This window comes from Polaromonas sp. P1_F8 (assembly GCF_056405635.1).
Genome location: NZ_JBFUBS010000004.1, coordinates 59933 through 72783 on the forward strand (window position 1 = coordinate 59933; position 12851 = coordinate 72783).

Sequence of the window (12851 nt, forward strand, 5' to 3'; positions counted from 1 at the left end):
TCCTTTGATTCTGCGTATACGGATCGGGAATGTTCAGCGATTCAGGCGCCGAGGTAGCGCACGACTTTTGCCCTGGCTTCCACCAGCTGGGCCTTGACCACGGCCAGAGCGCTTTCAAACCGGATGTTGACTTCAACGATCTCCGCGCGCTTGGCCGCGATTTCTCTTTCGAATCCGGCGATTTTTTTGTGGGCGGTCTCCACTTCCTGCTGGATCTGCCCCAGCCTCTCCTGCAGGCGTGCGCGCTCTTCATCTACCTTGGCGACCGAAGCACGCAGGGAATCTATCTCCCGGATTCGCGCATTGATCTGCAGGTCCTGCTGGTTTTTGGCCTGGCCATGAAAGCGCTGGGACTCCGCTTCAAGCGCGGGAAGATGCTGCATGTCGATGGACTGGACGATCTGGTCCACCGTCCGCGTCTTGCCCACAATGCCGAATGCGGCCTTGTAGCGCGACGCCTCGTCAGGAATGAAGGCCTCCAGCGGCGTGACGGCCTCTACCAGCGCCGTATAGGCCGTGGTTTTTTCCATCACGACTTCCATCATGCGGTCCACCATCGGGTTTTTGGCTTTGGCAGCCGCCACATTGGCCGCGGCCGATGGCAAGGGAGCTGGCGCCGTGATGGCCGATTTGTCCGCAGAGGCAGGCGCGCCGGGCGCGGGTTCAGGCTCAAACAAGACGTCCCGGAGTTTTCCAAAAAAGCCGGATCCGCCCTCGGGTGGCGTTGTGTTGTCTGTCATGGTTCCCTCACTCCTCGGTAACAATTTTTTCGGCTCACTTGCGGCTGTTTTCCAGGCGCAGGCGCGTCTCGCGGCCATTAGTCGTTGATGACTATATAGCAGCACCTGGTTTCTTCCCCAAAACCAAGGGTACGAGCCCCTTTCAGCCGGACACAATGTCTGATTTCCCAGACACCCCGCCCACCTTCCCTGCTTTACTTTTTACTTACTTCGCGTCGCTGTACACCGTGGCGCGCGAAACGCCCATGTGCGCGGCGGCAATCTCGGCGCCGCGGCGGATTTCCAGGTAGCCGGCTTTCTTGAGGTCTTGCACCAGCTGCTTGCGGTCTGCCGGCTTGAGCGAGCGTGAGGTGGTGGCGCGGGCCGCGGCAAATTCGTCAATGCACTGCTGTATGCGGTCGGCATTGGCGGCGTCCAGCGTTTCGGTGACGGCGCTGCTTTCAATGGCGGTGAACTGCGACATCGCCGCCTGGAAGCCGTTGAACAGCGTCAGGTCTACGTTCAGGCAGATCGCCGCCACATACTCGCCTTCTTCATTGCGAATGCCTACCGACGTGCTCTTGACCTTGCGGCCGTCGGCAAACTGGTTGGCGTAGTTGGCGATCACCGCGGGGTAGTCCGGGTCCTGAATACGCGCCAGGCCCAGCTCGGTAGCAGGCTGGCCCAGGCGGCGGCCGCTCAGGTTGTTTTCAATTGCCAGGATCGCGTTCTTCGGGTGCGTCAGGTCATGCACCACCACTTCGCAGAACGGCGCAAACGTTTTGCCCAAGCCTTCGGCAATGTTTTTCAGCTCGGCGAGCAAATGTTTGTTGCTGGGCGTGTTGCTGGGTTTTTTCATGGTGCGTGGCCTCCGGCAAGTCAGCCGATTCAAATTTCAGACAAATTGTCCAGGCGGCCATCGTATCGCACCACGCGGCATTTGTTGAACAAAAGGCCGGCGCCCGTGCGCGGCAGCCGGACACCACGCGCAAGCAAATTCCTACACAGAGCCTGCCCGGCCTCCTGCACCGCACGGCCGCCACAGCAGCGAAAGTACAACGCTATCTGCCGCGGCTTGCTGGCTTGCTAATTCCTATCTTCGCGGCGTCTGTTCCCCCATACCGAATCAACCCATCAACAACCACCCCTTCAAAGGAGGCCCTCATGTTGAACCGATCAAAATTCAAACTCAGCAGCGTGGCGCTGGCTGCCGTGGCCGCTTCTGCCCTGGCACTGGCTGCCCTGCCCGCCGCGGCCCAGACCAGCACCACCGCAGGCACATCAACAGCGGCAGATGCCGGCAAGCTGGCCCGTGCCGACAAGGGCATGCTGGACGACCTGGCCCAGGCCAACATCGCCGAGATCGAAAGCGGCAAGATGGCGCTGGAAAAATCACAGAATGCCGAGATCAAAAAATTTGCGCAGCAAATGATTGACGACCACAACAGCGCGCTGGCCGAAGTGCAAGCACTGGCCCGCGCCAAAGGTGTGACCCTGCCCGACGGCCCGGGCGTGATGGCCAAAACCAAGGCCACCGCACTCAAGGCTTTGTCGGGCAACCTGTTTGACACGGAATACGCCAAGCGCGCCGGTGTGGGCGACCATGAAGCCACCATCAAGCTGCTGAACAAGATCCAGAAGGACGCCAAAGACGCCGACCTGAAGGCGCTGGCCGGCAAGATGCTGCCCAAGGTGGAAGCCCACCTGGAAATGGCCAAGGCCGTAGTACCGACCAAGTAAGCCAGTCATCGCGGGCTGTTGCCCGCGCCCCGGGTTTCCCCATTTTTTTTAGGAAGACGCTATGTCAATTATCTGGACCATCATCATCGGCTTCATCATCGGCTTTGTCGCCAAGTTCCTGATGCCCGGCCGCGACCCTGGCGGCTTCATCATCACCGTGCTCATCGGTATTGCGGGCTCTTTCCTTGCCACCTACCTGGGCGCGGCCATGGGCTGGTACCAGCAAGGCGAAACGGCCGGCTTCATCGCCGCCGTGCTTGGCTCCATCGTGCTGCTGCTGGGTTACCGCCTGATCGCCAAGCGCTGAGCAGGCCGTAAAAACGCCAGCCAGACGCCCCGGTGCATTCACGTGCACCGGGGCGTTGTGCTGTGCGGCTCACTCGCGGGTGTCTTGCGAAAAAAGTTTTAAACCTGACCGCCGCGCCGCTGCCTGGGCCGCCCTTTTGCAGGCCCGCCGCGCCTGCGATTGACGCGCGCACATTCACTCTTGAAATTTTTTTGGCAATTCCTACATCCTCTTCCCGGGCGCCGGGAACCGCTTTTTTGGGCGGTTTTCCAGCGCACTGATGTTCAACCCGAATGGAGGTTTTCGCCATGTACCGATCGTTATTTCCGCGCGACATGTTCGCCGAACTCGATCGCCTGCAGCGCGACGTGCAGCAGGCCTTCGATCTGTTTCCCAGCATTCGCGGCTTTGGCCGCAGCAGCTTTCCCGCTCTGAACATTGGCGGCACGCCGCAAACCGTAGAGGTGTATGCCTTTGCGCCGGGCATTGACCCGAAGTCGCTCGACGTCAGCCTGGAGCGCGGCCTGCTCACCATTGCCGGTGAGCGCAAAACCGAACTGCCCGAAGCGGGCGCGCAATCGACCCTGCACATCAATGAGCGCTTTGCCGGCAGTTTCCGCCGCGTGCTCACCCTGCCCGACGATGCCGACCCCGAGGCCGTGAACGCCAGCTTCAAGGACGGCCTGGTGCACATCACCATCCGGCGGCGCGCATCGGCCCAGCCGCGTCGCATCACCATCCAGTGAAAGGAGGCAAACCATGAACTACGCAAACACCCAACAAACCGGCGGCAACAGCGGCGCCGCACGCAGCAGCGGCAATGGAAGTGCCAACAACGGCGGCGCCTCCGGCCGCAGCATGCAAACCAGCCAGGCGGGCGAGGTGGCGCAAAAAGACGCATCGCGCTACGCCAATGGCGCACTGACGCCACCCGTCGATGTGGTGGAAGACAGCACCGGCATTACGCTGTATGCCGACCTACCCGGCGTGCCGCGCGACAAGCTGCACCTGCAGGTAGAGGCCGACACGCTGACGATTGACGCCGAGTCAGCCCTGTCTGCGCCCGAAGGTTTGCAGTCAACCCACACCGAAGTGGGGCTGGGCCGCTTTCACCGCGTGTTCACACTCAGCAAGGAGCTAGACACCGAGAAAGTCAGCGCCGAGCTGGCCAACGGCGTGCTGAAGCTGCGCATACCCAAGGCGCAGCACGCACAGCCCCGGCGCATCGAAATCAAGGCAGCCTGATCGCCTCCGCACGGCCGCGCCGGCCTGCTTACTTGGCCGGCACCGGCGTGCGCTGCGCAGGGTCGTAGAAAAACGTTTCTTCGGCAATGCGCTCGCCTTCCCAGCGCTGGTAAGCCAGCTCTTCCATGCGCATGGTGCTGCCGTCGGCCCACACAAAATTGAACACCCAGCGAATGACGACCTTGTCACCACTGATGAACACCGGCCGCACGCAGGTTGACGTGACCGACTTCACGCGCGCCATCACTTTCGCTTCACCTTCCACCAGCTTGTCGCGCCCACGGCGCGGCGGCTGCTGGTTTTCCTGCATGGTGGCGTCGGGCGTGTAGAACTCTTCAATCGCTTCGGTGTGCGCGTTCTGTTCAACGCGGGCAACAAAGCGGTCTACGGTTTCAGGCGTGGGCATGGGTTTCCTTGGCTTGTTGTTTGATTCACGGCTGTTGATGCGCATTGGTCTCATGGCCGTTTCATCGCAGCCATGGTTCTACGGCAAAGCGCAAGTGTTGCATGCCGCGCCATTTGCTGCAGACAGCAACGGCCATCCTGACAACGGGCCAGGATCATTCGAGTTTCAGAGGAAGAAGAAGAAAACCCAGCGCTAGCCTGGGCGCTTGGCGACGTCGACCAATGGGTCCGCATGCCTGTGCACCAGCTTCCAGGCATCACCTTCGCGCCTGTACACCTCGGTTACCCGGAGCTTGTTCGCCACAGGCTCAGGCTCACCCTTCATGCGGGCCTGCGCTTTTTGAATGCCCGTCCAGAAGGCAACGGTATCGCCCGCCGCCATGTCAAGAATCTCCAGCTGGGTCGTGCTGCCCGACTCAAACCGGCCGGCATCCTGCTGGTAGCGCGACCACACTTCCTGCGTGCCCCGCACCACCCCGCCGCCCGGGCTCATAAAGGTGGCCGGTGATTCCTGCGCCACAACACGCCCCAGTGGTGCTGCGTCACCACTGACATACGCGGCTGCGACGTGCTGCCGCTCTTTCATCAAGGTTTTGAAATCCTGCTGCTGTTTGCTCATCTTGTCTCTCCTTAAAAGGACAAGGTAGGCCCCGACGTGTGGGCTGTAGCGTAGGACAAGGGATAAGAGGGAAGGCGGAGAAGTCGCACTGCGTTGGCGACGCTCGCTCTGCACAAAGTGCGGCACTTCACGCGCCTCTCACCATAATTCACCTTGAAATTCCCGCGACAAGGTCTTGTCGGCCAGCAATTACTGATCGCGGAGAAATATTCGCTCACAGCGAATATTTTTGTTGACATGGCGAATTAAGTCGTTCTACAATAGCCCCAGCGGTAAGAGATTCAAATCTCGCGATTTGTGGGACTAGTTCCTGTGGGGGCGAAAGCTTCTAATCTCTCCCAAGCTGCAGGTCGAGCCCGTCATCCGTCACTGGTCGATGTCTCTTCACGCAGTGCGGGATAGTCCGGTTTGGCGAGAGAGCCAAACCGGTGCTTTAGGCCGGGGAAATAATGCAGTTCACTCTGTTTGTCATGTAAAGGTTGTGCGAGAGATCTAGGCAATCCTGCCCAGGTCGACCTTTATATAGGAGTTTCTCTATGACAAGCGATAAATCCGCTGAGTTGCGTTCGTTGAAGAAGAAGGATGAGTTGGAGGCGACAAATGTCGAACGGTGCCCGAAGCGCCCAAGTCTGCTGTCCCTTCTCCAGGCCATGTTGATGTTTGTAGGCGGTTTTGGCCGAGTGCTGAAATTCGTTGAGGACGTAGTGGAATGGTGGAACGACCTGTCTTAATCTAAAACTTACCCTACCTTTATCACTTATTGGAGTCGTCATGCTTAACGAAGCTCTTAGGCTGATTCGTGTTTATCACGATCTCACGCAGACTCAACTTTCTTACGAGCTGGCAATATCCAACTCGTACTTGTCAGAAATCGAGTCTGGTAAAAAAGCACCTACGCTGGAATTACTGAGTAAATATTCGCAGCGATTTGAAATTCCTGTGTCCTCGCTTTTGTTCTTTTCAGAAAATCTTGAGAAGTCAAAAGTTACGGATAAAGTCCGCCTCAGCGTTGCTCGTAAAGTCGTTGCATTGCTTGGTTGGGTTTCGAAGACTTCGAAGCGCTCTGTAGCCGGAGCTTAAAGTGCGCAAGGCTTTGTATGACATCACGCAATGTGCTCTGTACAAGGTCCAGTCTAAAGCGCGGCTAGCGGGTCTTTTGCATGTAAGCGTCCCTGCGTTGATGGGGATGGCGTCCACACGTAAATATCGAGAGTTCCCCCTTCCCGAGGAAACCTGCCCTTTTACGGGGAAGGTGAAAAATGAGCGAGAGGTGCAAACCCCTGCGGAGGCACTTAGGCCATTGCATGATCGTATTCACGACCTACTTAGGCGATGCGTCCCTCCTCAGTATGCACACGCTGCAGTCAAAGGTCGCTCATATCGTTCCAATGCTGACGCACATAAGAATGGCGTCGTAGCGGCAACATTTGATTTGCGCAAGTTTTACCCCTCGACATCTGAGTCGGCTGTTTTCCGTTTTTTTGCGGAACAGATGCTGTGTGCGCACGATATCGCGGGGCTCCTCGCTCGGTTAATTTGCGTGAAGCGTGCAGGGACGTATGCCTGCCTTCCTACCGGTAGTCCATTGAGTCCTCTGATATCAATTTATGCGAATAAGCCGATGTTTGATGACTTGAACGCATTGGCACAGAGGCATGGATTGGTGTTCACTTGTTACGTCGATGACTTAACATTTTCCGGACCAAAAATTCCTAGGCGCTTCGACAGTATGGTCGCCTCCTTGGTTCGGCGATATGGTCACACTCTGCACCCGACCAAGACGAAAAAGTTTGGCGCTACCTCCGCGAAACATATCACCGGTGTGGTGATCCTGAGTGGGAAAGTCACCGTCCCCAATTCACGTTTCCATAAAGCGCGAAAAATTCAAGAGGCCATTAATGGTGAAGCAGATAGAGTGAAAAAAATCGCTCTCATGGAGAAACTTGGTGGGCTTCTAGGTGAGGCAGCATATCTGGACAGTCGTTATCGCAGTCTGGCCACAAAATCTCGAGAATCTCTCACGAAATTTCGACTGGGCGCTCCGGCGATAACGGTCTCCGACATTCCAATTACGGCTGAAGGCGTACGTGTGGCCGGATTTGATTTATCCGACTCACCTTCGTTCTGATAAATCGTTTCAACTAATTGGGCTTCCTTCATCGCCTTCTTAGTAGCTGATTTCTCCCCAGACCAATGTCCTAACACTGTCTCCCGCCTGTGGACCAAGCGCTTGGCGCGCACGCCCCAACACCTTCAGGCCCCGTGGTGGTCCACGCAATACGCACTGCGTCAGCTACCGGCTATCCGAGTCAATGGATACGCCTCAGATGGTAGATTCAGAAAAAGCCCAGCCCCGGGCCGAATAAAAACAACCCATGAACAAAAAGACCAAGATCGCCCTCGCCGCAGCCGGAGGAACCCTGTTACTGGTAGTGGCCACCGCCATCGTCATTACCCTTGACTCTGACCGCAGCAAGAAAGACGCACCACCGCCTGCCACCGCTCTGGTCGCCACGCCACTCGACACCAGCAAAATCCTGACGGGCATGCAGGACCTGCTGGCCAGCTACCGAAAAATCATTGTGCTGTTTGCCGATGAGAAAAAGCTGGGGGCGGGCGAGCGAGCCATGGCCAACCAGGTGGGGCAGGGGCTCTTTCATGACAACCGTGCGCGGGTGGCCGAGATTGAGGCGCAGCTGGCGGCGCTGGTGGCTTCTGGCAGTGCGCAGCGCTTTGATGCGATAGCGGGCATCCTGGACTATGTGGAAAGCGACAAGGGCCTCTTTGACGCTGACCGGCTGGCTTTTCGGGAACTGCTGCGCAGCCTGCAGGCCAGTGTGGCGGCTGATTCGTCGCTCCCGGCCATCAAGCTGCACAAGCGCATTGGTGAAGACCTGGACGCGCTGGTGGAGATTGAGCGCAACTACGAAAAAGAAATTCGCCTGGTGTTCGGCCGCTTTGAGCCGCGGGCGATTGAGCTGAAGCGTGAGCGCTGGGAAGATTACGTAGCTAGCCTGAAGAAGCGCTACACACGTGAGCAGATTCTGAAAGACTTTGGCGTGGTGATGCCTTACGCGTTGCCCAAGCCCACCACGCGCAAAAGCAAAGACGAAGAAGAGGGCGAGGTGTTTGGCTACAGCCTGCCGCCCAAGACCATCGTGCTGACGTTTGACGACGGCCCGCACGGCGTTTACACCAATGAGATTGCGGCCATCCTGAAGCAGTACGGCGCGCCGGGCATTTTCTTTCAGGTGGGCAGCAACCTGGGCACGGTGGCGGCTGACGGCAAAACCAAGCTGGGGCCGCGTGCAGACATCAGCCGCAAGCTGCTGGAAGCCGGCCATACGCTGGCCAACCACAGCATGACGCATGCGCAGCTTTCCAAGCTCAATGGCGCGGGCCTTAAATCAGAAATGCTGGGCACTGATGAATTGCTCAAAGCGGTGGATGCGCGGCGTTCGCCGCTTTTTCGCTTTCCGTATGGCGCGCGCAATGACGAAGGGTTGGACGTGCTGTCGGCCGCGCACCTGCGCTCTGTCATGTGGAACATTGACTCGCTCGACTGGGCCGACCCGGTGCCCAGCTCGATTGTGGAACGCGTGCTGAAGTCGGTAGAAAAAGAAGGCCGCGGCATTGTGCTGTTTCATGACATTCATGAGCGCACGGTGAAGGCGCTGCCGGCCATTCTGGAGCGCCTGGTGGCCGACGGCTACCAGTTTGCGAGCTGGGACGGCAGTGGCTTTACCGTGGCCAAGGGCGCTGGCGTGGCACCCGCCCCGCAGGCCACCAACCCGGGCTACAGCGACTCGTGGGCCATTGTGATTGGCATTGACGACTACGCCAGCTGGCCCAAGCTGCAGTACGCGGTGCGCGACGCGCGTGCCATTCGTGAAACACTGATCCAGCGCTTTGGCTTTGCCGCCGACCATGTGATCTCATTGGAAAACCGTGAGGCCACGCGCACCGGCATATTGGCCGCCTTTCATGACAAGCTGGCGCACAGCGGCATGAAAAAGAACGACCGGCTGTTCGTGTTCTTTGCCGGGCACGGCGCCACACGGCAGCTGAGCTCGGGCCGCGATTTGGGCTACATCATTCCGGCAGACTCAGACCCGAACAAGATCGCGACGGACGCGGTGCCGATGACGGAGCTGCAGAACATTGCCGAAAGCCTGACGGCCAAGCATGTGCTGTTTGTGATGGACGCCTGCTACAGCGGGCTGGGCCTGACGCGCGGCGCGGGCTCTGGCAACTTTCTGCGCGACAACGCCAAGCGCCTGGGCCGGCAGATGCTGACGGCCGGCGGCGCCGACCAGCTGGTGGCCGACGGCGGGCCGAACGGGCATTCGGTGTTTACCTGGACGCTGCTGCAAGCCATGGGCGGCAAGGCCGACCTGAACGGCGACGGGCTGATCACGGCCACCGAGCTGGCCGCCTATGTGGCGCCGGCCGTGGCGTCAGTGTCGCGGCAAACGCCGGCCTTTGGCAGCCTGCCGGGCTCGGAAGGCGGCGACTTTGTGTTTGCGCTGCCGGCAGAGGCCGAGTTTTTGAGCGCGCAGACAAGCCAGCTGTCTGGCGATGCGATTGCGCTGAACAGCAAGCTGGACGCCACACGCCCGCCTGCTGCGGCGCCCACAGCCGGCAGCGATGCACCGGTGACGGCACCGCCCACGGCAACCGTGGTGGTGAAAGACCTGCAAGGCGGTGAACAAAAAATCACCACGCCGCTGGCCGTGCCCAGCTCGGCACGGCAGCTGGCCCAGCGCGCCAATGACCGCGGCCTGCAGCTCTACAAAGAAAAGCTGTATGCCGAGGCCGAGGCCCAGTTCACCGAGGCGCTGAAGCTGCGCCCCGACTTTGCACTGGCTGCCAACAACCTGGGGTTCGTGTATTTCAAGCAAGACAAGTTCAAGGAAGCGGCGCGCTGGTTTGAGAACACCGTGAAGATGGACCCTTCGCGTGCGATTGCCTACCTGAACCTGGGCGACGCCCATGCGCGGGCAGGCGATGGCGAGAAAGCGAAGAAAGCCTTTCGCAATTACCTGGAGCTGACGCCCAACGGGCCGGGTGCAGCGCATGCGAAGCAGGAGCTTGAGAAGGCCTGAAGCCGCTTGAAGCAGGCTGGAGCAGCCTGGGGCGATTTGGCGATACTCTGCCTATGACTTCCACTTCCCCAGCCGCTCACGCAGTTTCCCGGCTGCGCACCGCTCGGCTGGCGCGTGCCTCCAAACCTTTCCTCGCCCGTGGCGGCCCGCGCAATGTGCGCTGCGCCGGTTGCCGCCTGATGCCCAGCCACTGCATGTGCGCCCTGCGCCCCAGCGTGCCCACGCGCGCGGGTGTGTGCCTCATCATGGCCGACATCGAGGCGCTGAAACCCAGCAACACGGGCTGGCTGATTGCCGATGTGGTGGCGGACACGTTTGCGTTTGAATGGGCGCGCACCGAAGTAGACCCCGCGCTGCTGGCCCTGCTGGCGGATCCGCAGTGGCAGCCCTACCTGGTGTTTCCAGGCGAGTTTGTGGCGGCTGAGCGGGTGGTGGCGGATGTGTTGCCTGCCGGCTCATCAGATAGCCAGAATGCCAAACGCCCGCTGTTTGTGCTGCTCGACGCGACCTGGCCCGAAGCACGCAAGATGTTTCGCAAGAGCCCCTACCTCGATACATTACCGGTGCTGAGTTTGCAGAGCGAGCAGCTCTCGCGCTACAAGCTACGCCGCTCGCAGCGCGAGACGCACTTTTGCACGTCTGAAGTGGCCGCCCTGTGCCTGGAGCTGGCCGGTGAAACGCATGCAGCACAAACGCTGGAGGCTTACCTGGATGTGTTTACCAACCGGTACCTCAAGGCCAAGCAACAACAACCTTTGGATCTGGAAGATGCCGCGCACCAGCGGCTGCGCGAGCTACGCTCAGGGGCAACACCTTCGGTTTTTGAAGGTGTACCCTGATGTGCAGCCCCCTGGTTTTGGTGCATGCCTTGGCTATCGCCGGCATCGTGTTCGCTTTCATCGCAGGAGCGCTCCACGAGGGAAAGCTGGCATCCCATCTCCAGCAAAAGCATCCCGAGGTGTGGGCGGACCTTCGCCAGCGCAAGGTCATGTTTGCGGATGGTGACATGCAGAGCGCCGCCATGAATCAGTACCTGTGGCGTGGTGAGCATAAAAACCTCCAGGATGCGAAGCTCAATTCCATGGTTTTCACAGGCTGGCTGTGGGCTGCGCTTTTTCTCGGCAGCACTGTGGCCTTGATACTTGTTCAAGACCGGGTATCCACGGCCACCTACCGCGCTTGCCTTCCCTTTCTTTAAGCAAGCGCGGGACCATCCTGGCTGGCGGCCAAACGCGAAGCGGCGCAAGCAACATCCGCTAAATCGGCTATGTCGGCCCTATAGTCCACACTGTCAAACCAGCACTCAGCATTACCGGCACTATCCATGAACCAACCTGGCTACCTGCGCAAACGGCATTCCCCGTCGGACGAAAGCGAAGGCCTGCTATGGCGGCTGGTGGCTGCGCTGGTGGCCGTGCCGCTTTTTGAGGTTTCGCTGTTTCTGGGCATGTACCTGATTTATCCGTCGCGGGGTGTGGCGTATTTTTTCCTGTCGATCCCGCTGTGGATGCACGGTGTCTACGTCGGCACGGCCGTTCTCATCGGGCTGCTGTTTGGCTTCAAGGGCATCACCTGGCTGCTGGGCCACCTCTTCATGACGCACCATGAAAACGAACGCAACCGGCTGGTGACGGCGCTGCTGTGGGGCGGGCTGGCGGGGCTGGCGTTTGTGGCTTCGCACTTTGTGCCTTAGTGGCATAGTCCGCGCGCTGACATCTGCTTGCATTGAGCCCGGCGCCGCTGGGCGGCCGCTGTAATACATTCACTGCCTTCCTCACCCTTTCACCACCACCTGGATACCCATGCGCCCAAGCTCCCGGCCTCTTTGCACCACGCTTGCCACCTTCGCCCTCACCTTGCTGCCGCTGGCCGGCACGCTGGCCGTTACCCCGGCTGAACAGCCGTATGTCGGTGGCTACACCCAGGGCTCGGTCGATTCGCGTGCGCAGCTGATGCTGCTGGACGACAACACGTTTTGTTTTAGTTTCATGGGCGGCTCGCTCGACATGCTGGCTGGCGGGCGCTGGAAGGCCGAAGGCAACGGTGTGCGCCTGCAGGAAGTGCGACAGAACGGCTCCGTCTTCCCCGTCTTTGGCAGGGCGGTGCTGCCTGAGAAAGGGCCCGTGGAGTTTGACTTTCACGGCCATTCGCTGTCTCGCGCGGCGTCGGTCGCGTTTGCCACGGGCACCGACGAGGCCTTGCCCACCAGCTTGCGCCGGCTCTTCAAGGACGGCCACAACGGCTGGTCTTCCAGCTACAAGCTGCCGCCCCTGCCGGCGGCGCAGGTGCGCTACTTTTATATAGCCGACGCGGAAGTGGATGCCAACGGCCAGCCCAAACAGCTGCGCGTGGTGCAGTACCGGCGTGGCGATGCGAACACGCTGCGTGTGGGCTACAACCCGGCGTTTGGCAACCCGCCGCTGAACCAGCTTGCCACGCTGAAAGATGGTGAAGTGCTGCATGTCGACGGCAGCCGCTTTGGCCCGCGCAAGGAGCTGCCGGAAAAAGCCCTGGAAAGAATACGCTCGGCCTGCATACGGCCCGCGCTGGCTGAGCCCAAGCGCCCCAGCGAAGAAGAAGCCGCTGAGATAGCGGCCGGACGCGCGACGTCCGTGAAACAGCCGCCGCTGGTGCCGGTGAAAACCTTCTACCTGCCGCTAACGGCGATTCAGGGCGCGGCGTACTTTTCTGAAGACAAGTAGGCCAGACAGTTTGCTGGGTCGTCGCACGGT

At 59.8% G+C, this 12851-nt stretch carries 17 protein-coding genes; 13 read left to right on the top strand and 4 right to left on the bottom strand.

The window, feature by feature from the left end:
* Positions 1 to 41: 41 nt before the first annotated feature.
* Positions 42 to 740: a zinc ribbon domain-containing protein gene (locus AC1D1J_RS15185; protein WP_477695116.1), complete on the bottom strand. Its 699-nt coding sequence runs from the start codon at positions 738 to 740 to the stop codon at positions 42 to 44.
* A gap of 205 nt (positions 741 to 945) precedes the next feature.
* On the bottom strand, positions 946 to 1578 hold the full coding sequence (locus AC1D1J_RS15190; RefSeq protein WP_477648756.1) for a helix-turn-helix transcriptional regulator: 633 nt from the start codon (positions 1576 to 1578) through the stop codon (positions 946 to 948).
* Positions 1579 to 1883: 305 nt separating this feature from the next.
* On the opposite strand from AC1D1J_RS15190, the gene AC1D1J_RS15195 reads away from it, so the two are divergent.
* From AC1D1J_RS15195 to AC1D1J_RS15210, 4 genes are all read left to right on the top strand, one after another.
* Complete coding sequence (locus AC1D1J_RS15195; RefSeq protein ID WP_477695117.1) at positions 1884 to 2459, top strand: DUF4142 domain-containing protein; 576 nt, start codon at positions 1884 to 1886, stop codon at positions 2457 to 2459.
* A 61-nt stretch (positions 2460 to 2520) separates the two neighbouring features.
* Positions 2521 to 2766 (top strand): GlsB/YeaQ/YmgE family stress response membrane protein, encoded by a 246-nt coding sequence (locus AC1D1J_RS15200; protein WP_457282025.1) that lies wholly within the window; start codon positions 2521 to 2523, stop codon positions 2764 to 2766.
* A 287-nt stretch (positions 2767 to 3053) separates the two neighbouring features.
* The gene (locus AC1D1J_RS15205; protein WP_477695118.1) at positions 3054 to 3491 is read left to right on the top strand and encodes an Hsp20/alpha crystallin family protein; all 438 of its coding nucleotides are present in this window, start codon (positions 3054 to 3056) and stop codon (positions 3489 to 3491) included.
* A 112-nt stretch (positions 3492 to 3603) separates the two neighbouring features.
* Positions 3604 to 3990 (top strand): Hsp20/alpha crystallin family protein, encoded by a 387-nt coding sequence (locus AC1D1J_RS15210; RefSeq protein WP_477695364.1) that lies wholly within the window; start codon positions 3604 to 3606, stop codon positions 3988 to 3990.
* 28 nt (positions 3991 to 4018) lie between these two features.
* Here AC1D1J_RS15210 and AC1D1J_RS15215 read toward each other — a convergent pair whose 3' ends face one another.
* Positions 4019 to 4396 (bottom strand): nuclear transport factor 2 family protein, encoded by a 378-nt coding sequence (locus AC1D1J_RS15215; RefSeq protein ID WP_477670550.1) that lies wholly within the window; start codon positions 4394 to 4396, stop codon positions 4019 to 4021.
* Between AC1D1J_RS15215 and AC1D1J_RS15220 the strand changes: the two genes are divergently transcribed.
* On the top strand, positions 4395 to 4592 hold the full coding sequence (locus AC1D1J_RS15220) for a hypothetical protein (protein WP_477695119.1): 198 nt from the start codon (positions 4395 to 4397) through the stop codon (positions 4590 to 4592). The genes AC1D1J_RS15215 and AC1D1J_RS15220 overlap by 2 nt on opposite strands.
* Here AC1D1J_RS15220 and AC1D1J_RS15225 read toward each other — a convergent pair.
* A complete protein-coding gene (locus tag AC1D1J_RS15225; protein WP_477695120.1) occupies positions 4589 to 5014 on the bottom strand; it encodes a YybH family protein in 426 nt (141 codons plus the stop codon). The genes AC1D1J_RS15220 and AC1D1J_RS15225 overlap by 4 nt on opposite strands.
* A gap of 536 nt (positions 5015 to 5550) precedes the next feature.
* On the opposite strand from AC1D1J_RS15225, the gene AC1D1J_RS15230 reads away from it, so the two are divergent.
* The 8 genes from AC1D1J_RS15230 (at position 5551) to AC1D1J_RS15265 (ending at position 12821) form a co-directional block, all read left to right on the top strand.
* Positions 5551 to 5745: a hypothetical protein gene (locus tag AC1D1J_RS15230; protein WP_477695121.1), complete on the top strand. Its 195-nt coding sequence runs from the start codon at positions 5551 to 5553 to the stop codon at positions 5743 to 5745.
* 40 nt (positions 5746 to 5785) lie between these two features.
* Positions 5786 to 6094 (top strand): helix-turn-helix transcriptional regulator, encoded by a 309-nt coding sequence (locus AC1D1J_RS15235; protein WP_477695122.1) that lies wholly within the window; start codon positions 5786 to 5788, stop codon positions 6092 to 6094.
* Between the two features lie 106 nt (positions 6095 to 6200).
* Positions 6201 to 7142 carry a reverse transcriptase family protein gene (locus tag AC1D1J_RS15240; protein ID WP_477695365.1) on the top strand — a complete coding sequence of 314 codons (942 nt, stop codon included), beginning with the start codon at positions 6201 to 6203 and terminating at the stop codon, positions 7140 to 7142.
* A gap of 247 nt (positions 7143 to 7389) precedes the next feature.
* A complete protein-coding gene (locus tag AC1D1J_RS15245; RefSeq protein ID WP_477695123.1) occupies positions 7390 to 10119 on the top strand; it encodes a polysaccharide deacetylase family protein in 2730 nt (909 codons plus the stop codon).
* 53 nt (positions 10120 to 10172) lie between these two features.
* Complete coding sequence (locus AC1D1J_RS15250; protein WP_477695124.1) at positions 10173 to 10958, top strand: tRNA-uridine aminocarboxypropyltransferase; 786 nt, start codon at positions 10173 to 10175, stop codon at positions 10956 to 10958.
* Positions 10958 to 11317, top strand: coding sequence for a hypothetical protein (locus AC1D1J_RS15255; RefSeq protein ID WP_477688119.1), 360 nt, complete (start codon positions 10958 to 10960; stop codon positions 11315 to 11317). Before AC1D1J_RS15250 ends, AC1D1J_RS15255 begins: the two co-directional genes overlap by 1 nt.
* A 126-nt stretch (positions 11318 to 11443) precedes the next feature.
* Positions 11444 to 11812 carry a hypothetical protein gene (locus AC1D1J_RS15260; RefSeq protein WP_477695125.1) on the top strand — a complete coding sequence of 123 codons (369 nt, stop codon included), beginning with the start codon at positions 11444 to 11446 and terminating at the stop codon, positions 11810 to 11812.
* Positions 11813 to 11921: 109 nt separating this feature from the next.
* On the top strand, positions 11922 to 12821 hold the full coding sequence (locus tag AC1D1J_RS15265; protein ID WP_477695126.1) for a hypothetical protein: 900 nt from the start codon (positions 11922 to 11924) through the stop codon (positions 12819 to 12821).
* Positions 12822 to 12851: the final 30 nt, after the last annotated feature.

Bases quoted from the DNA above. Each gene is read 5' to 3' on its own strand.
- AC1D1J_RS15185 (WP_477695116.1), bottom strand. From the start codon at position 740: ATGACAGACAACACAACGCCACCCGAGGGCGGATCCGGCTTTTTTGGA.
- AC1D1J_RS15190 (WP_477648756.1), bottom strand. From the start codon at position 1,578: ATGAAAAAACCCAGCAACACGCCCAGCAACAAACATTTGCTCGCCGAG.
- AC1D1J_RS15195 (WP_477695117.1), top strand. From the start codon at position 1,884: ATGTTGAACCGATCAAAATTCAAACTCAGCAGCGTGGCGCTGGCTGCC.
- AC1D1J_RS15200 (WP_457282025.1), top strand. From the start codon at position 2,521: ATGTCAATTATCTGGACCATCATCATCGGCTTCATCATCGGCTTTGTC.
- AC1D1J_RS15205 (WP_477695118.1), top strand. From the start codon at position 3,054: ATGTACCGATCGTTATTTCCGCGCGACATGTTCGCCGAACTCGATCGC.
- AC1D1J_RS15210 (WP_477695364.1), top strand. From the start codon at position 3,604: ATGCAAACCAGCCAGGCGGGCGAGGTGGCGCAAAAAGACGCATCGCGC.
- AC1D1J_RS15220 (WP_477695119.1), top strand. From the start codon at position 4,395: ATGGGTTTCCTTGGCTTGTTGTTTGATTCACGGCTGTTGATGCGCATT.
- AC1D1J_RS15215 (WP_477670550.1), bottom strand. From the start codon at position 4,396: ATGCCCACGCCTGAAACCGTAGACCGCTTTGTTGCCCGCGTTGAACAG.
- AC1D1J_RS15225 (WP_477695120.1), bottom strand. From the start codon at position 5,014: ATGAGCAAACAGCAGCAGGATTTCAAAACCTTGATGAAAGAGCGGCAG.
- AC1D1J_RS15230 (WP_477695121.1), top strand. From the start codon at position 5,551: ATGACAAGCGATAAATCCGCTGAGTTGCGTTCGTTGAAGAAGAAGGAT.
- AC1D1J_RS15235 (WP_477695122.1), top strand. From the start codon at position 5,786: ATGCTTAACGAAGCTCTTAGGCTGATTCGTGTTTATCACGATCTCACG.
- AC1D1J_RS15240 (WP_477695365.1), top strand. From the start codon at position 6,201: ATGGCGTCCACACGTAAATATCGAGAGTTCCCCCTTCCCGAGGAAACC.
- AC1D1J_RS15245 (WP_477695123.1), top strand. From the start codon at position 7,390: ATGAACAAAAAGACCAAGATCGCCCTCGCCGCAGCCGGAGGAACCCTG.
- AC1D1J_RS15250 (WP_477695124.1), top strand. From the start codon at position 10,173: ATGACTTCCACTTCCCCAGCCGCTCACGCAGTTTCCCGGCTGCGCACC.
- AC1D1J_RS15255 (WP_477688119.1), top strand. From the start codon at position 10,958: ATGTGCAGCCCCCTGGTTTTGGTGCATGCCTTGGCTATCGCCGGCATC.
- AC1D1J_RS15260 (WP_477695125.1), top strand. From the start codon at position 11,444: ATGAACCAACCTGGCTACCTGCGCAAACGGCATTCCCCGTCGGACGAA.
- AC1D1J_RS15265 (WP_477695126.1), top strand. From the start codon at position 11,922: ATGCGCCCAAGCTCCCGGCCTCTTTGCACCACGCTTGCCACCTTCGCC.